21 protein-coding genes are annotated in these 23,018 nt (G+C 45.3%); 8 read left to right on the top strand and 13 right to left on the bottom strand.

Features of this window, described 5'->3' with window-relative positions; all coding sequences use genetic code 11:
* Nucleotides 1–31: 31 nt before the first annotated feature.
* Both IID12_04275 and IID12_04270 read right to left on the bottom strand, forming a co-directional pair.
* On the bottom strand, nucleotides 32–400 hold the full coding sequence (locus IID12_04275) for a VOC family protein (GenBank protein MCH8288307.1): 369 nt from the start codon (nucleotides 398–400) through the stop codon (nucleotides 32–34).
* Nucleotides 401–683: 283 nt separating this feature from the next.
* Nucleotides 684–1,313 (bottom strand): hypothetical protein, encoded by a 630-nt coding sequence (locus IID12_04270; protein MCH8288306.1) that lies wholly within the window; start codon nucleotides 1,311–1,313, stop codon nucleotides 684–686.
* 261 nt (nucleotides 1,314–1,574) lie between these two features.
* Between IID12_04270 and IID12_04265 the strand changes: the two genes are divergently transcribed.
* Entirely contained in the window at nucleotides 1,575–3,998 is a 2,424-nt protein-coding gene (locus tag IID12_04265) for a TonB-dependent receptor (GenBank protein MCH8288305.1), read from the top strand.
* Nucleotides 3,999–4,317: 319 nt separating this feature from the next.
* Here the strand turns inward: IID12_04265 and IID12_04260 are convergent, their stop codons facing one another.
* The 11 genes from IID12_04260 to IID12_04210 all read right to left on the bottom strand — a co-directional run bounded on the left by IID12_04260 (nucleotide 4,318) and on the right by IID12_04210 (nucleotide 13,138).
* Complete coding sequence (locus IID12_04260; protein MCH8288304.1) at nucleotides 4,318–5,220, bottom strand: class I SAM-dependent methyltransferase; 903 nt, start codon at nucleotides 5,218–5,220, stop codon at nucleotides 4,318–4,320.
* A 643-nt stretch (nucleotides 5,221–5,863) separates the two neighbouring features.
* Nucleotides 5,864–6,469, bottom strand: a complete 606-nt coding sequence (locus IID12_04255; protein MCH8288303.1) for a bifunctional phosphoribosyl-AMP cyclohydrolase/phosphoribosyl-ATP diphosphatase HisIE — start codon at nucleotides 6,467–6,469, stop codon at nucleotides 5,864–5,866.
* Entirely contained in the window at nucleotides 6,466–7,221 is a 756-nt protein-coding gene (hisF, locus tag IID12_04250) for an imidazole glycerol phosphate synthase subunit HisF (protein ID MCH8288302.1), read from the bottom strand. The genes IID12_04255 and hisF overlap by 4 nt, the downstream gene beginning before the upstream one ends.
* A 3-nt stretch (nucleotides 7,222–7,224) precedes the next feature.
* Nucleotides 7,225–7,482 (bottom strand): hypothetical protein, encoded by a 258-nt coding sequence (locus tag IID12_04245; protein MCH8288301.1) that lies wholly within the window; start codon nucleotides 7,480–7,482, stop codon nucleotides 7,225–7,227.
* Entirely contained in the window at nucleotides 7,443–7,937 is a 495-nt protein-coding gene (locus IID12_04240) for a hypothetical protein (GenBank protein MCH8288300.1), read from the bottom strand. The genes IID12_04245 and IID12_04240 overlap by 40 nt, the downstream gene beginning before the upstream one ends.
* Nucleotides 7,931–8,518, bottom strand: coding sequence for an imidazole glycerol phosphate synthase subunit HisH (hisH, locus tag IID12_04235; protein ID MCH8288299.1), 588 nt, complete (start codon nucleotides 8,516–8,518; stop codon nucleotides 7,931–7,933). The genes IID12_04240 and hisH overlap by 7 nt, the downstream gene beginning before the upstream one ends.
* Nucleotides 8,515–9,606, bottom strand: a complete 1,092-nt coding sequence (gene hisB / locus IID12_04230; GenBank protein ID MCH8288298.1) for a bifunctional histidinol-phosphatase/imidazoleglycerol-phosphate dehydratase HisB — start codon at nucleotides 9,604–9,606, stop codon at nucleotides 8,515–8,517. Before hisB ends, hisH begins: the two co-directional genes overlap by 4 nt.
* Nucleotides 9,603–10,658, bottom strand: a complete 1,056-nt coding sequence (hisC, locus tag IID12_04225; protein MCH8288297.1) for a histidinol-phosphate transaminase — start codon at nucleotides 10,656–10,658, stop codon at nucleotides 9,603–9,605. Before hisC ends, hisB begins: the two co-directional genes overlap by 4 nt.
* Entirely contained in the window at nucleotides 10,651–11,943 is a 1,293-nt protein-coding gene (hisD, locus tag IID12_04220) for a histidinol dehydrogenase (GenBank protein MCH8288296.1), read from the bottom strand. The genes hisC and hisD overlap by 8 nt, the downstream gene beginning before the upstream one ends.
* A 2-nt stretch (nucleotides 11,944–11,945) precedes the next feature.
* Nucleotides 11,946–12,800, bottom strand: a complete 855-nt coding sequence (locus IID12_04215) for an ATP phosphoribosyltransferase (GenBank protein ID MCH8288295.1) — start codon at nucleotides 12,798–12,800, stop codon at nucleotides 11,946–11,948.
* Nucleotides 12,801–12,841: 41 nt separating this feature from the next.
* On the bottom strand, nucleotides 12,842–13,138 hold the full coding sequence (locus IID12_04210; GenBank protein MCH8288294.1) for a hypothetical protein: 297 nt from the start codon (nucleotides 13,136–13,138) through the stop codon (nucleotides 12,842–12,844).
* A 488-nt stretch (nucleotides 13,139–13,626) separates the two neighbouring features.
* On the opposite strand from IID12_04210, the gene IID12_04205 reads away from it, so the two are divergent.
* From IID12_04205 to IID12_04175, 7 genes are all read left to right on the top strand, one after another.
* A complete protein-coding gene (locus IID12_04205) occupies nucleotides 13,627–16,320 on the top strand; it encodes a DUF3604 domain-containing protein (GenBank protein ID MCH8288293.1) in 2,694 nt (897 codons plus the stop codon).
* Nucleotides 16,321–16,700: 380 nt separating this feature from the next.
* Nucleotides 16,701–17,891 carry a Re/Si-specific NAD(P)(+) transhydrogenase subunit alpha gene (locus IID12_04200; GenBank protein ID MCH8288292.1) on the top strand — a complete coding sequence of 397 codons (1,191 nt, stop codon included), beginning with the start codon at nucleotides 16,701–16,703 and terminating at the stop codon, nucleotides 17,889–17,891.
* Entirely contained in the window at nucleotides 17,891–18,181 is a 291-nt protein-coding gene (locus IID12_04195) for an NAD(P) transhydrogenase subunit alpha (protein MCH8288291.1), read from the top strand. Before IID12_04200 ends, IID12_04195 begins: the two co-directional genes overlap by 1 nt.
* Nucleotides 18,174–19,574 (top strand): NAD(P)(+) transhydrogenase (Re/Si-specific) subunit beta, encoded by a 1,401-nt coding sequence (locus IID12_04190; protein ID MCH8288290.1) that lies wholly within the window; start codon nucleotides 18,174–18,176, stop codon nucleotides 19,572–19,574. Before IID12_04195 ends, IID12_04190 begins: the two co-directional genes overlap by 8 nt.
* A gap of 73 nt (nucleotides 19,575–19,647) precedes the next feature.
* Nucleotides 19,648–20,082 carry a CBS domain-containing protein gene (locus tag IID12_04185; protein MCH8288289.1) on the top strand — a complete coding sequence of 145 codons (435 nt, stop codon included), beginning with the start codon at nucleotides 19,648–19,650 and terminating at the stop codon, nucleotides 20,080–20,082.
* A gap of 141 nt (nucleotides 20,083–20,223) precedes the next feature.
* Nucleotides 20,224–21,573: an insulinase family protein gene (locus tag IID12_04180; protein ID MCH8288288.1), complete on the top strand. Its 1,350-nt coding sequence runs from the start codon at nucleotides 20,224–20,226 to the stop codon at nucleotides 21,571–21,573.
* A gap of 24 nt (nucleotides 21,574–21,597) precedes the next feature.
* On the top strand, nucleotides 21,598–23,018 hold a 1,421-nt coding region (locus IID12_04175; GenBank protein MCH8288287.1), incomplete at its 3' end, for an insulinase family protein.

Raw genomic sequence — 23,018 nt, 5'->3', positions numbered from 1 at the left:
CCGCACCTCAAATCTCTTATATTTTACTTTATCATTTGCGAGAATGGAGAGCAATCCTATTACCTTCAGTATCCATAAATAATGCCATATAGCCGAATTCTTCATTAATTTGTCTCTTTTCCATAATTACCTTGCCCCCTTCTCCTTCGACCTTGGAGAGCATCTTGTTCAGGTCATCTCTGCCATTTAGGTATATTAAGACACCTTGATCTCTTGGTTCATAACTTTCGTTGCTTATAATTGCGCCTGATACATTTTTACCGTCGCTTGGCAGTAATCCCATTGTGAAATTCGGTAATTCCAGTACCTTAATTTCGACGCTTAAAATAGTACTATAAAATTTCTTAGCTCTGTTATAATCTTTTGCTGGAATTTCGAACCAATTAATCATATTCTCCATTATTAATCTCCTCGGTTAATGATGCGCATCCGGTTCACAAATCGGAACACCCAGTCTAATAATTGGTAAATTTATAGAATTCAATTTAATCTATACTCCATGCTTATTGATGACAATATATGAGAAAAAATCCACTGTCTCAAAAGCTAATTATCATAAGCTTTCGATTTCATGAGTTTTGGTACTGCAAAATGTTGTGTAATAACCTACGTTTATGAGACGGTGCTATTTTACGAGTGGCATCTACCTCATCGGTTAAAAAATAACCTTCATGGAGACAGTTTCATTTGGTGAGCCTTTTTATACAACTATCGATTTCTAGATTCATAAAAACCTCTTCACAGTAGCCCGCATCCAACAACTCTTTATTCGTCCATTTATGATCATTTTGCATGTGTTTAATTATCTTCTCGAAAGTCATGTAGAATTCAGTGGCAAAATCTGTGCCTTTATCCCCGAATATTAGCACGACCTCATCTTGAGGATTAACCGGGCCAATTTCATGCTCATACAGGTTATTTTTCATCGCAAAAATCAAAAAGTTGTACAGACCCATCTCGTCTATGTAAGAGCCGAGATGATGATCCTGCCTAAGATGCTGCTCTGCAAAATCAAAGCTAAGAGTAAACTCATGATTAATTCCATCTCGTACTACGAGTGTCCGCGATACAGAGTCTGCACTGATAATACTATGCGAATACCATCCAAGATTCCCTACAAACTCTAAGAATGCGGATATATCAGCGCGCTCAATTTCAAACACTGAGCTTTGATTTGCTGATTCCGCCAATTCAGGCGTTGGTAATGGTTGAAATTGAGGGGGTCTACGATCAACTACATTCTGCTCTCGGGTACAACCTAGAAGTAGCATTGCAGAGGTAGCTATTACTATTACAATTGATGAGTTGCGCATTATTTCCTCCCAAAAATACCGTGATAAAATTCGAGCTGGAAATTAACCTGAAGTACATATAGTCGCAAGATAAATGATTAACGATTTAATCGTTAATAGGAGTTTTGAGATACGTTTTGGGACACCAAAAATGTGTCTCATAAACGGCCGTTTTTAAGACTGTTCGAAAAAGCTCTTGACACCTAAGAGCTTACCAGGTACTTTCATAATTGTTAATGAGACTCGTTCTCAAATAGCAAAGATAATTGTAAACGGAGAAATATGTACGACACGAATTCAGAGAGTCAAATACTTAACCGATATCAATTCGGATTTCTAATAGCCATAATATCAATTTTCGGTGTGGCTAATCCCTTCAGTGATCTATTTGCTCAATCAATGACTTCGATAAGCGGCAGTGTCATGGACTCGGACACACAAAAGCCTCTTGCAGGAGCTAATGTTTTTATAGAAAAATCGGGTGTCGGAGCTTCAACTGATACGGAAGGCAGATTTCTGATTCCATCGGTAAGTGACGGAATCTATATTCTGACGTGCTCATATATCGGTTACGAAAAAGAAAGCATTACTCTGACAATTCGTAATGGTCAATCGCCCTTTGTGGAGTTTAGAATTGCCGCTACAGTACTTGAATTTCCACAGATATCTGTTATTGGCATTGGGAGAATGTCCTTACAGCGCATCCCCGGTTCAGGAACTCTTATTTCATCGGCAAGGCTTCTGAACACCAAACCGCTTAGCGGAAATGAGATTCTCAGGCAGGTTCCGGGAGTTCATGTTCAGGAGGAAGAGGGACTTGGATTGCGCGCAAATATCAGTATCAGGGGGCTTAATCCCGACAGAAGCCGAACAGTTCTTATGTTGGAAGACGGAGTTCCCGTAGCGCTTGCGCCTTACGGCGAGCCGGAAATGTATTACACGCCACCGATCGATCGCATGAGTGGAATTGAAATTGTAAAAGGGAGCGGGTCAATCCTTTTCGGACCTCAGACTGTGGGTGGAGTCATCAATTATATAACGGTGAATCCTCGTCTTGCTCCGGAAGGGCGCTTAATTTTCCGGGGCGGTCAGAATGGTTTATTCGTTGCGCAGGGTCAGTTCACAAAAAAATATGACAACTCGGCTATGCTCATAAACTTTCTTCGCAAGCAGGGCGATAGCGTCCGCAGCATCTTTTTTAAAGTCACCGACGTTCTAACAAAGATGACAGTTAATCTGGGTGCAAGGTCATCTCTGGGAATCAAGCTGAATGTGTATGATGAAATCTCTAACTCCACCTACGTCGGGCTTACCCAAAAACTCTTCGATACGAATCCCAACTTTAATCCTGTGCCTGATGACAGATTGAAGATTCGCAGGTATTCCACCAGCACTACGCATCAATATAACCTCAGTTCAAATTCAGTCCTTAAAACTACATTTTATGCGTATCAGACAACGAGAAATTGGCAGAGACAGGATTATGGCTATTCGGACGATGGGACCGAAATTATCGTTAAGAACAGCACGGGCAACCGGAACCGCACCTTTGAGGTTATCGGTCTTGAGCCGAGGCTAAAAATAGATTACAAGGTTGCAAACTTCAGGAATGAATTTGATGGGGGGATACGGGTTCACTTTGAACGGGCTCACGAACAACGGATCAACGGCGAGACCGGGAATTCTCATACGGGAGTTATTCGAGATGAAGAAATACGTTTGGGGAAAGCAGTTTCAGGATTCATCCAGAACCGCATATTCCTGAACGAGAGACTAAGGATAACTCCCGGCATACGAGTAGAGCGGTTTTCGTATGAAAGGAATATTTTACGCACAAGAGTTACCAACGATGATGGTGACAGGGTCCCCACCGATGTTGATCTAAGGTCAGGAGATGATCTCTTAGAATTCATCCCCGGTTTCGGAGTCAGCTATGTGCCGAACAATTCTTTTACATTATTCGCAGGAGCCTACCGGGGATTCGCTCCTCCAAGAATTAAAGATGCAATAACTGTAACAGATGGAGGAACGCAGGCGATCTCTATCCTGTTGGACGCGGAGAGGAGTTTGAATCTTGAAGTCGGTACGCGGGTGGAGACAGACGGCGGATTCTCATTTGAAACGACGATTTTTATGATGGATTTCGAAAACCAGATAATTCCTACGTCCGAATCGGGTGGAGCCGTCACCGATCTGCCAAAGGTCAATCAGGGGGAAACTGAACATAAAGGGATTGAGGGAAATATCGGTTATGACTTCGGCAGGCTGTTAGGCATGAAGTCGAGTATAACCGCTAATTTGAGTTTTACGCATACAAAAGCTCTGTTTTCCTCAGACAGGTTTATAAACGGTGTGAACGTAAAGGGATTCAGGCTTCCATATGCGCCTGAAGATATTCTGTCACTGCGATTCAGATATGTTCATCAGAACGGATTAAACTTAGGGCTGAACGGCTCATACGTGAGTGAGCAGTTTGCGGACAACGCTAATACATCAGAGGGTTCTGCCAACGGACGTATCGGACTTATACCTTCATACCGAATATGGGATTTCTCCGGTCAGTATCAATTACGCGGGCTTCCGCTGCGTGTATCTTTTTCAGTGAAAAATATTTTTAACCGTAAGTATATAGCATCCCGAAGACCTGAAGGAATAAAACCGGGACTATTCCGACAGATGATTATAGGTTTTGATTATATCTTATAAAGGTTTAAGGTGATTCCCCGGTATCAGGTCCCGTAAGTGTTTGAGTATCAAGTGCAACGGCGGTCTTCAAAATCTCGTCCGTCGAATGTACCATCAACATCATATATAATACATCTTTTCAGCTGTCCCAAACCTCACGAAAACGAGAGCTTATGATATTTAGCATTCGAAACATGTTTTAAGCGTCTTATAACTCATACATTTAAGAGAATTAAGCAATTTATTAAAAACGGAAATGTACGGGTTGATGTTAACCCACATAAGTTAGTTGGATTGATGTGAATAAGCCAAGGTCTCTTCTGTTCTCAAAACCCAAATATCAACTTACCCTTTTCGCCGTAATCATCATTTTATAACGATAACAAGCCCTTACCAACAGACCAACTCTAAAGTAGAGTCCAATTGCCAATTTATACAAGACCGGCGAAAATTTTCGCAGTCTTTCTACTCCCCATTTAAGTTGTTCACGTGCAGTGATACCGGGAGACTCGGATTTGCCGCCAAAATGTCCTTTATAAAAGCCCTGTATAGGGTTTAAAATCTCCTTGACGTCTTCGTTTTTCTTCGCGGTGAAAAACAGTATTGCTCTTTTACCTTTAAAATCCATAGGGAAGAAAACGGAAGGGTTGTAATCGAAGTAACTTGCTCCCAACATCGATGGTTTATGCACTACGATCTTGGCGTTGAGTTCCACAAAACCGTTTATGCCGTAAAAGTCAAAAAACAGAGTGGGCGAGAATTGATAAAATCCGTGATTAATCCAACCGGATAATGGGACGGCATGCACAACCCTACCTCCGATTTTGAGCAGCTTGATCACGTTCGATAAACTTTCCCTGACGTTGAAACAGTGCTCCGAAGTCCCTCCGTCAAATACCATATCGTATCGATCGTGATACTTAGAGTCGATCGGTTTATTCAAATCTATAACATATGTAGGTTTTTCATTCGGGAAGTAGTCTAAACTGTCCACCCTCGAAAATCCCAGCATCTTGAAAGGAACGTCTTGATGAACTGTTCGTCCGAACTGAGTTGCGTCATCATAAACCACTTCACTTTCATCTATCTTTTTGTAAGGATAGTTCGCTTCGGACAACACTCTTTGTATATCGCTATACTCTCCTTCAACGCCTGAGACTCCGAAGGTCATACAACTTCCCGATAAATTTTTATCCCGCATCGTCTCCGCGATCAGCCGCAATCCCAGGTTTGAAAGACCCATTTTCTACCTCCTACATTTCTTTTACGCTGCTGTCCAATTGAGAAAAGATACCGTGCGGGTAAGATCGCCTCCACGAGTCCTCCTCTTGACTGCACGATCATGTTACCGGATGGTTCTTTTTTACACTGCACTGCCGGTTTCTAAACTTTTATACACTATCTCTTAATACTTGCAATATTTGTGCCAATGAGAGTCCTGAATACAGTTCTTATAATCGTGTTAAAAAAGCCCTATGTGGCAAGCCTTTCAAGGATTTAAGCAATTTATTTTTAATCCAGGGTTAAATATAGAATAGGACAAAGTTTCCTTTAAAGAACTCTCCAAAGGAATATTTTTCATTCCCGAAGTAAAAAGGGAAAAGGTAAGATATTATTGGTTCTCCCATTTCACTGCCCAGGTAGTAGGATGTCTTACCATAATGCCAAATCTAAAATAGTATCATATGATACCAAGAGTACAGTTATATTAAGCTTTTGCTAGAATATACCGAGTAAATAGGCTGGCATTACTGTCAGCCTACTTTTCTTATCCATAAATTCTATAAATCGGCATTGCGGGACAGCCCGTGACATATTGGGACATGGAAATGGTCTCTATTCGGTCACTTATCCCTGCTAAGTGCTTAGTATAAATATTATTTAGACTACTCCTGTTCGCTTCTTCTCTTCTTCAGCTCGCTTAACACCGCGCTGAGCGTAGTTCCTTTTTCATGCAGGAGAACAAGAAGGTGATATATTAAATCGGCTGATTCCTCATGCAGTCGTTCAAGGTCCTGATTTAAAGCAGCTACAACTGTTTCGACGGCTTCTTCACCTAATTTCTGAGCGATAAGCGAGGTTCCCCCATTAAATAAGGAAGTCGTATATGATCCTTCAGGCAGATCTCGTGAACGTTCGGAGATAACAGTTTCGAGCTCTGTAAGAATAGAAAGGTTATCGGGTTGAACATCAAAACAGCTGTAAGAGCCCGTGTGACAGGTAGGACCCTCGGGATTTGCTCTTAATAGAAGTGTATCAGAGTCACAGTCCTTGTGGACTGAAACAAGATGAAGGAAATTACCTGAAGTTTCGCCTTTTTGCCAGAGCCTTCTCTTTGATCTGCTCCAGAAAGTAACAATTTTTTCTTTCATGGTTTTATCAAATGCCTCTTTATTCATATAACCGAGCATCAGAACACTTGATGTTTTATCATCCTGGATGATCGCGGGGATCAGTCCGTTTTCTTTCGAAAAATCTATTTCGTTCTTCATATTCTTACCTGCACATTATTTCTTAGTAGAAATTTTTTAAGTTCATTGATGGAGTAATTCTTATAATGGAAAACCGAGGCAGCGAGAGCGGCATCAGCTTTTCCAACACTGAAAGCATCGAGAAAACTACTCATCTCCCCGGCGCCTCCTGAAGCGATTACCGGAATATTCACTTTTAAATCGATTTCTAATAACAAATCCAGATCGTAACCTTCTCCGGTGCCGTCCATATCCATAGAGGTTACAAGAATTTCTCCCGCTCCAAGATCCTCGACTTTTTTTATCCATTCCAACGCATCAATTCCGGTTTTTTCAGTTCCGCCCTTAATGTAAATTTCCCAACTGTTACCGTTTTTCTTCGCATCAACGGCGGCAACAATACTTTGGGAGCCGACTTCGAGGCTCGCCTGACGGATTAATTCAGGATTCAGAACCGCGGCTGTATTCAGGGAGACTTTTTCCGCACCTGCTTCGATAACTCTTAGAACTTGCTTAACGGAAGAGATACCACCGCCTACAGTAAAAGGAATATTGATTTCCTTCGCTACATTTCTCACGGTTTCCACGAAGGTCTCACGTCCTTCAATGCTGGCGCTGATGTCGAGAAGGACGAGCTCATCTGCGCCAGCAGATGAATAATAAGAAGCCAGTTCAACGGGATCTCCCGCATCGCGTAAATTCTCGAATTTTATCCCCTTGACGGTTCTGCCGTCTTTTACGTCTAAACAGGGCACTATGCGTTTAGTCAGCATTATTTATATTTTGACCAGTTCATCTAATTCAATGAGATTTTCGTAAATCGCTTTTCCAACTACAGCTCCGTATAATCCGGATCGTTCAAGTGATCGGATATCTTCAATAGAAGAAACGCCCCCCGAAGCGATGAGTTTGATAGCCGGCAGATTACTCAATATTGATCTGTAAAATTCGGTGTTCGGACCCTTGAGAACTCCGTCCCTTTGAACGTCGGTGCTTAAAAAATATTCAATTCCGGAATCATAGAGTGATTCCATAAAGCGCCGAGGTGAATAATTCCCTCTTTTTTCCAGCCGTCACCAACTATTGAACCGTTATTAAAATCTGCCGCGGCTATGATCTTATCGCTGCCGAACCCTTTCAGAAAACTTTTAGCTGTTCCGAGCGACTCAACTATGACAGTTCCAAGTATTACCCGTTTGACCCCGATGGAAAGAAGTTTCTCAACATCGTCTTCGGTGCGAATTCCACCACCGGCATGGACTTTCAGATCAGTTTCTGATATGATCGAAGAAATAGCATCCCAATTGATTATCCGACCGTTTTCGGCCCCCTCCAAATCGATAACGTGAAGATGGGTAAACCCTTTATCGGTAAAAATCTTAGCCATCTCAGAGGGAGAACTATCATACACTTTTTTGGTTGAGAAATCCCCACGCGTCAAGCGAACGCATTGCCCTTCGTATAGATCGATAGCGGGGAAAATCAGCATAACTCTATGAAATTCTTAAGAAGTTTCTCACCTATTTCGCCGGATTTTTCGGCATGGAATTGGACACCGTAAAAGTTGTCTTTTTTAACGGCAGAAGAGAAATTGATTCCGTATTCTGTGGTTGCAATAGTCTCAGGTAGTTCCGAAGCATAATACGAGTTTACAAAATAAAAATAGGCGCCATTTTCAATACCCTGAAATAGGGGAGATCCTTCACTGAATGATACACTGTTCCAGCCGATATGGGGGACTTTAAGATCTTTAGAATCGAATTTTTTTAATTTGCCCTTGATGACTCCCATACACTCGGTAGATCTTTCATCTGTGTAGTCAAAGAGAATCTGTAACCCTATACAAATACCGAGAAAAGGGATTTTCAACGATTTTAAGTAAGGTGTCAACGCCCTTTCTTCAATGGCTTCCATTGCTGTTCTGGCTTCGCCTACACCGGGAAAGATGATTTTATCTACATTGGCAAAATCAGAGGGGGTGGAGCCTTTAAAGTAGTTTACGTCCAACCTATCAAGGGCGTTCGCCACGGAGGTGATGTTACCGCTTCCATAATCAACTAAGCCGATCATAGCGTCCCCTTAGTTGAAGGAATCCGGTCAATCTCGTCGATGTTGATTTTAAGAGCTTCTTTGAGTACCCGTCCAACTGCTTTGAAAATTGATTCGATCTTGTGGTGGTCATTTCTGCCGTCCACCTTGATGTGAAGGGTGCAGTCAAGAGCATCGGAGAACGCCTTAAAGAAATCCTCAACAAGCTCGGTAGGCAGTTCGCCAACCATTTCTCGGTCAAAATTCCCGTCAAATTCCAACCGGCTCCTGCCGGATAGATCAAGCAAAACTTCAGATGAGGCTTCGTCCATCGGGAGGGTAAATCCATATCTTTCAATGCCTCTTTTATCACCAATTGCCTTTGATATCGCCTCCCCTAATGCCAAACCTGTGTCTTCAACGGTGTGATGTTCATCTATGTCGGTGTCACCTTCGGCGTCGATTTTGACGGTGATCCCGGAGTGTTTTGACAGCTGTTCGAGCATATGGTCGAAAAAGCGGATGCCGGTCGAGATTCGGTTATTACTCTTTCCGTCTAAAATGACCTCAACTTCAATCGAAGTTTCATTGGTAACTTTCTTGACCTGTGAAGAACGCGAACTGTCCAGAATCCACCGGCAGATATCCGGAAAATATTCCGAACTGAAATCGGGATCAGACGATTCATCCATTCCTAAAAGTGCTGTCCTGAAGCCGAGCGCTTTCCCAAACGATATATCCGATGCTCTGTCCCCGATAACAAAGGAACGCTCCGGGTCCGGTTTTATTTTGGTTATGTAGTCATCAACCAAACCGGTTTTCGGTTTCCGGCATTCGCAATTATCAGACGGTCTATGAGGACAAATAAACTCATCATCGAAAGTTATTCCTTCGCCCGCAAGAAGAGATATTATTTTATCCTGTACCAATCGATAGGATTTATCGGGATAATCATCACCGCCAAGACCGTCCTGATTTGAGGCTATTATGAGAGAATATCCGGCGCTGCTTAATAATTTCAATCCTGAAATCAGACCGGGAACAAACTCGAGTTTTTCAAGGGAATCAATCTGTTCATCGGGTGGTTCTTTGATAATTGTACCATCCCGGTCAAGAATTACGAGTTTCATGCTGCCATTTCCCTCAGAGCATCAAGAAGAAGATCGTTTTGTTCTTTTGTGCCGATGGTGATCCTCAAGCAGTTATCGAGAAGAGGATCAGAAGAACGGTTCCGGACGATTATGCCGTTTTCGGCAAGAAATTTCTCTGTTTTGGAAGCGTCTTCAGACAAAACGAGAAGAAAATTCGCATCACTTGGAAATACTTTTTTAAAAATATCCATTCTTTCAAACTCTTTTCCGAGTCTATCCCTTTCAGAAAGAATATCCGATACGGCGTTTTCCATAACGATTCTGTTACCAAGGGCGAGTAATGCGGCTCTTTCGCTTAATACGTTTATGTTATATGGTAGTTTGATTCTCATCAAGTATGTGACTATCTGCTCATCAGCTACGCAATAGCCCAACCGTATTCCGGCGAGTCCCCAGGCTTTGGAAAGCGTTCTGAGAACGATCAGATTAGGAAAATCTTTGACTTTTGGAGTAATCGAGGGGAGAACGGAAAATTCGATGTACGCCTCATCAACGATTAAAATTAACCCATTATCCCGCGTGTACTCAAGCAGCTTATCGGTGGAGAGGACATTACCTGTAGGATTGTTGGGTGAACAACAAAAAACGAGTTTTGTCTTTTCGTTTACGGCTTCATCAAGTTTTGAAATATCAATGTCAAAGTCATCACCGAGCAGGCAGGATCTTGTTACGATTCCATTCATTTCCGAAGATACTTTGTACATTCCGTAGGTTGGCTCAATGACTACTACTTCATCCCGGTTCGGAATGCAGAAAAGTCTTATTAGAAGATCAATAATTTCGTCTGAACCTGCACCGGCAAGCATATTTTCAGCAGATATATTCAAATAATCAGATAGGGCGGATCTGAGAGTTGTCTGGTTCGGATCAGGGTATCTATTAGCGTTTAAACCACTGATATCAATTGTATTGTCGAACGGGTTCTCGTTAGCGTCCAGCAGAACACCGCTGTTACCCGCAAGATGGCGAGCGCTGATATAAGGCTTGAAGTCGAGCAGTTCCGGACGGATAAGATTCTTCAGTTCAAGCATTGATAAGCCTGACCTGCACCGATTCATTATGCATCTGAAGTCCTTCAGCTTCCGACAATCCTTTTACAGCCGACGCTATATTTTCCAAACCGGTACGATCTGTTTTTTGAAATGTGATGAATTTTTGGAAATCGCTTAGAGATAACCCGCTCTGAGATTTCGCACTACCGTTTGTAGGAAGCGTGTGATTCGCGCCGGTGGCATAATCACCGGCGGCAGGAGGCGTATTGCCGCCGAGAAAAACCGTTCCGGCGTTTTTAATCTTTTCCTTAAATAAATCGGCCTTCTTTATTTGGAGGGAAAGGTGCTCGGGCGCGTATTCATTCGAAAAACGAATAGCTTCCTCAATATTTTCGACTTTCAGAATTACGGATTTATTTAAGCAATTATTCGTGATCTGCTTACGGTCATCAGGTATAGATAGATTTGAAACCGCATCGGAAACAGAATTTGCGAACGCTGTGCTGTCAGTCAATAACAGAACGTTAGAATTAGTTCCATGCTCGGCTTGAGCGGCGAGATCAAGCGCAACGAACAGCGGATCGGCTTGATCATCGGCGATAATCAAAAGTTCTGTGGGTCCGGCCGGCATATCTATTGCGGCGCCGTCCGGGTCGTTCGAGACAAACTTTTTAGCCGCGGTGACAAATTGATTTCCCGGTCCGAAAATCTTATCTACCTTTTGAATGGAATTGGTGCCATACGCTAAAGCTGCTATAGCCTGCGCACCGCCAATTTTGTAAATTTCCCGAATTCCGACCAATTTTGCTGCCGCAAGCAGAGAAGGATTTATCTCTCCATCAGTGTCCGGCGGAGTTGTCATCGCAATCCGTTCACATCCCGCCAACTGCGCGGGAACACCGAGCATCAAAACTGTTGAAACAAGAGGAGCAGTTCCGCCCGGCACATAAAGCCCTATGTTTTCTATAGCCCTTGGCTCGCGGCTGCACGAGATACCGACATCGGTTATGACTTCTCTGATTTGCGATTGCTGCGCTTCGTGAAATTTTAGAATATTATCGCGTGCCGTGCGCATCGAACTATCGAGATTCTTATCGATGCTGTCGCAGGCGTTATCAATTTCTTCCCCGGTCACCGAAAAATGATCAAGATCAATCTTATCAAATTTCTTTGTGTAGGAACGCACGGCACTGTCCCCGTTATTTTTCACATCCTGACAGATTCCTTCAACGGTAGATGTCAAAGAGGATTCGGGATCGACATTTCTGTTTAACAGCGCACTCAGTTCGTGCTGATTTAAACTTTTAAGAAGGCGTATATTCATGCTTACAGGATGATGTTATCGATTGAAGACACAACTATTCCGGTTGCACCGGCACTTTTCAAATCATCGAGTACATTCCAAAATTCCTGTTCATCTACCACAGAATGCAGTGCTACCATGTCATCTTCGAGAAGGGGAATAATAGTGGGACTTTTAATGCCCGGTATCAAGGTTTTAATCTTTTCGATACTTTCAATGCCGGCATTCATGGCAACATATTTTTTACCCTGAGCAAGCACCCTGCTTTGGACACGAGACAAAAGGTTGCCGATGAGCCGTTCCCGGTTTTTATCGGTGAGAGTGGATTTGTGCGCTATCAATACCGCTTCTGACTTGACTAATTCAACCATCTCAACAAGTCCGTGTATTTTCAACGTGCTGCCCGAGGAAATAATCTCGCAGATAGCATCCGCTACTCCAATGGACGGAGTAATTTCTGTAGAGCCGCTAATTTCCGTGATTTTAGAGTTGAGACCTGTTTCAGCTAAGAATTTTGCCAGGATTTTCGGGTAAGATGTAGCGATGGTTTTACCTTCAAGCTCTTCCAATTTATCTATCTGAGCAATCTTTGGTACGCAAATCGAAATGCGGCATCTGCCGAAACCCAGACGGGACAGGATTTCTACATTTGAATTTTCCTCTTCAACGATGTTGGAACCCACTATTCCAAGATCACAGATCCCTTCCTGAACATACCGGGGAATATCGTCATCTCTGATCGCTAAAATATCGAGGGGAAAATTGCTTACGGGAGAATATAGCACACCCTCCCGGTATGAAAAACTGAATCCGCAACCGCTGAGTAAGTCAATCGATCCCTTGGTTATCCTGCCTGATTTTTGAAAGGCTAATTTCAACCTTCCGTTATCTTTGTTTAAATTTTCCAAATTATAGTCTCTTATTTATCGTTGGTTTGTGAAATATTTCTAAGCATTTTTGAATATCCACCCTTGCCTTTTTTAAGCCATTTGTGAACTCTTGCAACCGTAGTGGAGCTGAGTCCGGTAATTTTTTCGATTTCTATGTAAGTTTTGCCGTCATTAAGCAAACGGGCGACTTTCCATCTCATGGCGGCTTCGTCAATCTCGGTTTTAGTTAAAAGATCCCGCAAGAAATTTTTACACTCCTCAACGGATTCGAGACTGACAACCGCTTCGTACAGTTTATTTAAGTCTTTTTTATTTAGTTTTTTCATTTGCCAGGCACTTTACCTTAGTAAAGTGCTATTATAACTCATCAGGCCTGTCTTGTCAAGAGTTTTTTTAATTATAAGACGCTATTCTTCTGAAGGGGAATACTCAAAGTTCAGACTGAGGAGGATTATAACTTCCGGTTAGCTGATTAATAGCCGACTCTGATTAGCACCAAATAAACAATGTGAGCGGTTCAAAATCTTGTAAAACAATATTATTCGTTGTACATTTTTTTAATCGCATCCTTGAAATATTAGGTTTTTAAGTCTGGAGAAGTGAATTTGATAGTTTATAACCTATTAGGACAGGAAGTAGCTCGCCTCGTAAGCGAGATTCAGAAGGCGGGCTATAACAAAGTAACCTGGGACGCAGATCTGCGTCCCCTACATTCATTCAAACAAAGAAGATGCTACTTCTAAAAACAGCAATGTCTCATAAGCGTCAATTATGACACACCGCTAAATAGGAAATATTTAAAGATTGTTAAGTAATGAATAAGACGAATCGATCCAAAACCGGAACTTATCTCATACTCAGTTTGAGTGTCGCATTTTTCATTTCGTTTGATGGTCCGGTTGTCCAGGACAAAAAGCTCACCCCGAGAGAGTATATTCTTTTGGAAGAGCGACTTATGGATTTTCAAGATTCAATCCCACGGGTACATATTCAAATCAGCGGATCGGATGACGTCGATACGGCATTTGTAACACCTTCAGAAGCTTATCCTTCTCAAAAGGGAACTTGGACCTTCACATACATTCCGAAAAGCGGTGCTTTTATTTCGGGTGGGAAATTGATGTTAGAAATTCCTTTTGCCTTCCTCCCAAACCAAAAAAGCTGGACCTATCCTCAAGTAAATTATCCGAACCAGAGAGGTTTTGTGAAGGTACGCTCTTCTAATCCAGCAACCGGGATTCAATTGGCAAAGAGATCGAGATTACCTTTCAGTTATAATATCGTGGCGACTTTTAGCGGCGAACCGCCCGCAATTGGCGATACTATTACTTTCACCTACGGAGACATCTCCGGATCGTTGAGCGGAAGGGCTACGAGCAATGTTCACGCAACTTATTATGAGTTCCGCATGCTCGCTGATAAAACCGGGTCGAATTCGTGGAATATTATCACACCTATACCAACAATTCGGGTAGTTAATAATTCTGCCAAGCATTTTCAGATAACAGTGCCTTCACTTCTTACAATCGAAGAATCCGTATCGGTTGTTTTTGTTGCATTCGATGAATACAACAATATCGATACCGAATATTCCGGTACTCTTGAGGTTACATGTTTCGGAGGCTCGGATTGCGGAACACAAAACACGGTCGAGTTTGATTTAGCAGACTCGGGCCGCGTGGTCATTTCTTTCCAATCCGGTGAAGGGGAACATCAATTACTCGCCAAGGATTTTTCAGGCACGGAATACTTCAGTAATCCGTATAGAGTGTCTATGTCTCCACCCGAGTATAATCTGTACTGGGGTGATATACAAAATCACTCGAATATCAGTGACGGGAACGGCACTATTGAAGATTTTTATAACTATGCCAAGAATGTCGCGAATCTCGATTTTGTCGCGTTGACCGATCACGATCATACCTATGGTGTAAACTATCTGACACCCGGAGTCTGGGAAAAGATAAGGGAATTCGCCAAAGCCCATAACAGCGAGGGCAAATTTGTTTCTTTTTTAGGGTGGGAATGGACAAATGAGAGTAGAGGTCACAAACACATTATCTATCCCGGAGATGACGGCGAACCCTACAATAATAAAACTTATCCCTTGGCATCCGATCTTTGGAAGGCTTTGGAGGGACAGAGAGCCTTAACAATACCTCATCATATTGCATGGGGTTCACGCAAAGTGGACTGGACCTTCAGAAGTGATGAATTTCAGCGTCTTGTTGAAATATATTCGCAACACGGTGCAAATGAATTTCACTTAAATCCTCTGGATCATTTATCTTCTGCTGGAAGAGCCCCCGGGCATTATGTCAGGGATGCGCTTGCCATGGGGCACAAAACGGGTATTATAGCATCCAGCGACGGTCACTTCGGATATCCGGGACATGGTTGGATGTGGGCGCCCACAGCTTTGGATTTCACATCTCGTGGAACCGGATTAACAGGAGTATATGCAAATAACCTTTCCAGAGAAACGCTGTTCGAGGCGATTAAAGCCCGCAGGGTATTCGGAACCACGGATCATAGGACAATAGTCGAATTTAAAGTTAATAACGCCTGGATGGGCTCTGAAATCAGTTCCGATTCGCTCCCGTTGATCACAGGAAGCGTTCTGTCGCACACCCCGATTAAGAACGTTGAGATCGTAAAATTTAACGGTATGAACTATGAAATAATTTCTCTCGAATTAGGTGGAACTGATTTATCATTTGATTTCTCTTACAGGGATTCATCATATGTACGGAGTTCATTTTACTACCTGCGGGTAACATCTGTCGGAAACGCAAACGATAGGTTCGCGTGGTCGAGTCCGGTATGGGTAGTTAAGCCTATATTACCGGAGTTGGTGGAACTCCCGGTTACGGATGAATATGTAAATTTCCCGGAATCGGAAAGCTCTTACCAATATGAGATCGGATTTAGTTTCAGGTCCGACGCTCCGCCTTTCAGCACCAGCGATATTTTGAATTTTGAAGCCTATAATATTAGCGGGAGTGATGAAGTATCCGTATTCGTTAACGGCATATTTCTATCATATCTGGAAACGACCGGTGAAAACAATTGGGGAACGACCGGATCAATGACCATCCCCAAGTATCTCGTTGACACCCTTAATGTCATAAGATTCGAGAATACAAAGGTATTACTGAGCTCCGGGCTTTCAGATTGGGGTGTCCGGAAATTGAATATGTCTTCAAAGCCAGTTGGTGTCGCTCCGGGAAGAACTGGAATTATCATTTCATACGAATTAAAACAAAACTTTCCGAATCCTTTCAATCCGGTCACCACAATCGATTACGCCTTGCCGTCGCGATCAGAAGTATCGCTTATTATCTTCGATCTCAGAGGCAGGGAAGTGGCACGATTGGTGGACGAAGAGAAACCGGCCGGTCTGCACTCGGCACGGTGGGACGCATCAAACGTTTCCTCCGGTATCTACTTGTATCGTCTACAAGCCGGCGATTTCGTGCAAACGAAGAAAATGGTTTTACTGAGGTAGGGGACGCAGATCTGCTCCGGGGGAGTCTCTACGAGACGTCCCCTACATTCGTCCGGACGAGGAAGATGGTGTTGTTGAAGTGAGGATATGCGGTCAAAGCCACCACCATTGGCGGGGCATCGCTTAAAATTGTAGGGGCGGGTCTGTGACCCGCCCGCCAGACCACGCGTCGGGCAGGCCCGCAAAATGGGAGGGTTAATAAACCCTCCCCTACGTCCTTCGTATCCCACCCAAATAACCAAATCACTCCGGACTATATGACTTTGAACTGATGAAGGTCCGAATGTCATTCACTCCAGATTTTTCGTGCAATATAGACGCTTAATCAGTAACATTAAGAGGTAGTACGGATATTGGGACGAATCAATGTGGAGGTTTAGATGAAAGTTGGAGTGCCGGTTGAGTCCTATCCGAACGAAAATCGCGTTGCCATAGTTCCCTCTGTTGTGCATCTACTGGTCGAAGCCGGTCTCGAAGTCATAATGCAGCAGGGTGCGGGCGATAAAGCGGGTTTCCCCGATTCTGAATTTGAAAAGCAGGGAGTAGCTGTCTTACCGGATCGCGCTCAACTTTTCTCCTCGGCTGATATTCTTTTGCAGGTGCACGGCTTAAACGTGGACAGTGAGAACGGCTCAGACGATCTGAAATTGCTCCACTCCGGTCAGGTTATGGTGGGTCAGTTCAATCCATTAGGGGCTCCCGAAAACGCTAAACAGATTGCCGATGCAGGCGTCACGGTTTTTTCGTTAGAGCTGCTACCGCGCATCTCCCGCTCTCAGCCGATGGATGTGCTGAGCTCAATGGCTACCGTAGCGGGATATAAGGCGGCGCTATTGGCTGCCGGCGCTCTTCAGAAGCTTTATCCGATGATGATCACCGCGGCGGGGACGATCACTCCCGCGCGGGTCTTTGTGGTCGGAGCCGGCGTTGCGGGGTTGCAGGCTATCGCCACCTCAAAACGTCTCGGCGCCGTGGTACAGGCGTACGACGTCCGTCCGGTGGTGAAGGAGCAGGTTGAAAGCTTAGGAGCCAAGTTTGTGGAATTAGAGTTAGAGACCGAGGAAGCTGAAACGTCCGGTGGGTACGCACAGGCAATGGGCGAAGAGTTCTACAGCCGCCAGCGGGAGATGATGATCAAGGTGGTTGCCGGGAGCGATGTGGTTATTACCACGGCGGCGATTCCCGGTAAAAAATCACCGATGCTGGTTACGGAAGAGATGGTCAAAGGTATGGCTCCGGGCTCGATCATAATAGACCTGGCTGCCGAAGGGGGCGGGAACTGCGAGCTGACGAAAGCGGGCGAGACGATTGACGCTCATGGTGTCACTATTATGGGTCCTGTTAATATAGCTTCCACGATACCTTACCACGCCAGTCAGATGTATGCCAAGAATCTAACCTCATTTCTCCAGAACTTAGTGGAGAACGGGGAAATCAACCTGAACTTGGAAGACCCAATTATCAGTGACACGCTTCTTACGCACGAGGGGGAGGTGGTAAATCCGCAGGTGCGTGAGCTCTTGGGCTTGTCCGTATCGGCACAGTCAACAGAAGATAGGAGTAATTCCTGATGGAAGTTTTTGTAGCAGCTTTGACCATATTTATATTAGCGCTTTTTGTCGGCTATGAAGTGATCACGAAAGTTCCGCCTCTTTTACACACGCCGCTTATGTCCGGAGCCAACGCCATCTCCGGCATCACACTGGTCGGAACAATAGTGACCTCCGGTATGCAGCTGACCACTTTCACTACGATTTTGGGATTCATCGCGGTAGCGATGGCGACGGCAAACGTGGTAGGAGGCTTTTTAGTGACGCACCGTATGCTCGCAATGTTCCACCGTAAGGAAGATAATGTCTAACAATCTTATCAACTTAGCGTATCTCATCGCCGCGGTACTCTTCATCTTGGGTTTGAAGGGGCTGTCGCATCCCCGCACCGCTGTCCGGGGGAATTTTTTAGGGGCTCTGGGCATGCTGATCGCAATAGTCGTTACACTCTTGGACAGGCGTATCGTCAGTTTTGAGATCATCATTGCCGGGATGGTCGTCGGTGCATTGGTAGGAGCGATCATGGCTTACCGCGCTCCCATGACCGCCATACCTCAGGTGGTTGCTATCTTCAACGGCTTTGGAGGGGGTGCTTCTGCTCTCGCGGTCGGAGCAGCGTTAGAGGAGGCTCTCAAAGGAGGGTTCATTGAGACGATAGATATCCAGTTCACTTTGGCTGCCGTTGGTTCCGGACTTATCGGAGGCGTCTCCTTCACCGGAAGCGCTATAGCCTTTGCCAAACTTCAAGGAATATTAAAGGGACAACCTATTATGCTGCCGGGCAGGCATGTGATCAACATTATCCTGGCGCTTGCCTGCGTGACACTCGGTATTTGGATGGTGGCGGATACGACATCTTCGATGCCGTTCTGGATCATGGTGGGAACTGCCTCTCTCCTCGGCATTCTGCTCGTATTACCTATCGGTGGCGCCGATATGCCCGTAGTCATCTCCCTGTTGAATGCTTACTCGGGAATTGCGGCGGCGGGACATGGGTGGGTTCTCAACAACAGCGTACTGATTATCGCCGGCTCGTTAGTGGGCGCTGCCGGATTCATCCTCACGGCGCTGATGTGCCGCGCTATGAACCGCTCTCTTGCCAACGTGATATTCGCCGGTGTCGGCGCAGTAGTTTCCACCGAGGATGAGAGCGAGGATATCTATGCCGGCAAGGTCAAATCAGCTTCGCCGGAAGAAGTCGCTATGATGTTGGAAGGCGCCAGGCGGGTCGTTATCGCTCCCGGATACGGGATGGCTGTCGCGCAGGCTCAATACGCTATTCAGGATCTGACCAACCTGCTTGAATCCAAGGGCGTGGAGGTGGAGTTTGCCATACATCCGGTGGCAGGACGAATGCCGGGACACATGAACGTCCTTCTCGCAGAGGCGAACATACCCTACGAAAAGCTCAAGGAAATGGACGAGATAAACCCCACGTTCCGGCAAACGGATGTGGTGCTGGTAATCGGAGCCAACGACGTGGTAAATCCTCTCGCCAGAGAGGCAGACCCCTCGATTCCTATTTCCGGTATGCCTATCCTCAACGTGGACGAAGCACGTTCTGTTGTAATCGTAAAGCGAAGCCTCAGCCCGGGGTTCGCCGGAATCGCCAATCCTCTTTTTGCCGCTGATAACTGTCTCATGCTGTTCGGCGACGCAAAAGAGGTGGCTGTAAAGCTCACCGCGGCGCTCAAGGAGACTTAGCGGCACAGGCGAAAATTTTGTATTGAAAAAAATGAGTACTTTTACCAGGAAACACTGAGACAGGGGTTAAGCGATGAAATTAATCAGCGAACTCTTACGAGCCAAAGAAAGGGAGATCTGGTCGGTCAAACCGGACAGTTCTGTACTTGAAGCGCTCAACCTGATGGCGGACAAGAATGTTGGGGCTTTATTGGTGTTCGAAGAGGAAAAGTTGGTAGGGATCTTCTCGGAACGGGATTATGCCAGAAAGGTCATCCTGAAAGGAAAGGCTTCGAAGGACACGACCGTCAAAGAAATTATGAGCAGTAAAGTGTTTTACGTCAAACCGGAACAGTCTGTCGAAGAATGTATGGCGTTGATGACGGATAAGCGTATCCGCCACCTTCCGGTACTCGAAGAAGACCAAGTGGTCGGTGTGATCTCTATTGGGGACGTCGTTAAGGCGATCATCTCCGATCAGGATTTCATGATCCACCAGCTCGAGAGCTACATAACCGGAGTTCCGTAAAGAACTCGGATAAAGTATTTATAAGCGGCAAACTCTACCCGGTGTGACGAAGCCATCCGGGCGAAAATATTTCCTGTTTATCTGCCGGACGAGTATATTGGTAAGTAAGTTTGACAGGTCATAATCAGACAGGAGTTCGAAATGAAAAGACTCGCCCCGCTCTTAATCCTGTTCACCGCAATTGCATTCGGACAGGACGTCGATATCAGCGTTCCGTATTCGAAATTCAGACTCGACAACGGACTTACCGTCATACTTCATGAGGATCACACTACACCTATCGTCAGCGTGAACATGATGTACCATGTCGGTTCCGGCAACGAAAAACCGGGCCGCACCGGTTTCGCACACCTCTTTGAGCATATAATGTTCGAGGGTTCTGAGAACGTGCCTGAAGGGAAGTTCGACGAATGGCTCGAGGCGGCTGGCGGTTCGAATAACGGCTCAACGGACAGCGACAGAACCAACTATTGGGAGAATGTCCCCACCAACGCCCTCGATCTGGCTCTTTTCCTCGAATCGGACAGGATGGGTTTCCTTCTCGGGGCTATGTCGCCGGAGAAGGTTGACGGGCAGAGAGACGTGGTGAAAAACGAACGGCGCCAGTCCTACGAGGACAGACCGTACGGTATGGTCTGGATCGCTCTTAGGGAAAATCTTTATCCCGAAAATCATCCTTACCATTGGCCTACGATAGGTTCGATGGAAGACCTTTCCGCTGCGAGCTACGAGGACGTGGTTGAATTCTTCAACCTTTATTATACTCCTAACAACGCCAGCCTCGTCATAGCCGGAGACATCTCGCCGGAGGAAACTCTCGCTCTTGCCGAAAAGTGGTTCGGCGGGATAAAAAGAGGAGAAAAAGTACCCCGGATCGAAGTACCCGAACTCGATCTCACGGAGGAGCGGCGGGTTACGCTCGAAGATAAAGTTCAACTGCCGCGGATACATTTCCTATGGCATACGCCTGCTATATTCAAACCTGGTGACGCCGAGATGGACGCCGTCGCGAGCATCCTTGCCGAGGGAAAAAACTCCCGTCTTTACAAAAGGCTCGTCTACGATATGCAAATTGCGCAAAGCGTTGTCGCATTTCAGGCATCAAGTATGCTCGGATCATATTTCATGGTCAGGGCAACGGCGCGCGCCGGACATACGCTCGACGAACTTGAGGAGGTTATCGATGAAGAGATAGCGCTCTTGAAGTCGGAATCTCCTTCCGAACGGGAAATTCAACGGATGGTGAATCAGATAGAAGCTTCCTTTATCTCACAACTCGAACGCGTCGGTGGATTCGACGGGAAAGCCGACATGTTGAATCATTACTATTATCAGACCGGAGAGCCGGATTATTTCAACACCGACTTGAACAGGTACAGATCGCTCACCCCTGAATCTGTAAAACGAGCTGCCGAAGATTATCTCATTGACGCTCGCGTGGTGATCAGCGTAATCCCTGAAAAAACCACAGAAACATCAGAAGATAACTAACGAGTTCCCGGAGAGTTTTTTATTATGAATAATTTCAATCTGAAGCAATCGCTCAGAACAACCCGAATTATGTTATACGCCGTAATCTTTGCGCTGACGCTGACTTCTTGCAGCACACCTAAACCGGTTGTAGACCGGAGCATGCCACCCGCACTGGGCGCTCCACCTTCTTTCAGTACACCGGAAATAGCTCATCTGAAATTGTCGAACGGACTTCCGGTAACGCTGTTCGAAAAACATAACGTACCGATCGTCCAGATGAACCTCATAGTGAATACGGCATCGATAATGGATCCGGAAGGGAAGGAGGGTCTTGCGAGCATGACCGCTACTATGATGGACGAAGGAGCCGGGGAATATGACGCTCTTGCGCTTGCCGACGCAATCGATTTCCTCGGGGCAAACATATCGGTAAATGCGGGACGGCACACGACGGTCATTTCGTTAAACTCCACACTCGCGAGATTCGACGATGCTTTGAAACTCTTTGCCGATATCCTCCTTAAGCCCTCATTCCCTGAAAAGGAACTCGAGCGGTTAAAAAAAGAACGGTTAAACTCGCTGATACAAAGGCATGACAAAGCGCGGCAGATAGCAAGTATACTCTTTAGGCGGACGCTTTTCGGCGAGGATCATCCATACGGCAGAGAAAACTTCGGCACCGAATCATCGCTCAAGAGTTTTACGAGAGACGATCTAATTTCTTTTTATCAATCTTATTTCAAACCGAACAACGCCTCGCTTATCGTAGTGGGTGACGTAGATCCTCAAGCGTTATTGCCGAAATTAGAATCGATCCTCGGTTCATGGGAAGCGGCGGAGGTTAATTCGGTTGAAGTTCCGGTGCCTGTTCAGATCGAAGGGAGAAAGGTTTATCTTGTGGATAAACCGGGTGCGGCGCAGTCGGTAGTTCGCATCGGCAGAATAGGCGTCGACCGGTACTCGGATGATTACTTCCCGATAGTCGTGATGAACACGATACTCGGCGGTTCTTTTGCTTCGAGGCTTAACCAGAATCTCAGGGAGGAACACGGATACACTTACGGCGCGCGGTCATTTTTCAGCTTCAGGCACGTCCCCGGAGCGTTTGGGGCGTCCGCCGACGTCCAGACGGACGTTACGAAAGAAGCACTCACCGAATTTTTCAAGGAACTGAACGGTATCTTTGAAGATGTAACGGAAGCAGAAATGACAAGAGCAAAAAACTTTGTGGCGCTGCGCTTTCCCGCCAGATTCCAGACGGTGGGTTCGATCGCAGGACAGCTGGCGGATTTAGAAGTCTATGATCTGCCTGATGAATATTATGACACTTACGTCTTCAACATCCTTTCCGTAACGAAAGACGACGTGTTGAGAGTCGCGCGGAAATACGTCGTGCCGGAGAACGTGGCTGTCATAATCGTCGGCGACCGTGAGAAGATAGAAACCGGAATCGGTGAGCTTGG

It is taken from the genome of Candidatus Neomarinimicrobiota bacterium, assembly GCA_022567655.1.
In the GTDB taxonomy this organism is placed as follows: domain Bacteria; phylum Fidelibacterota; class SORT01; order SORT01; family SORT01; genus JADFGO01.
Note: the sequence above shows the minus strand (reverse complement) of the source record. Positions and strands in the feature narration are given on the sequence as shown.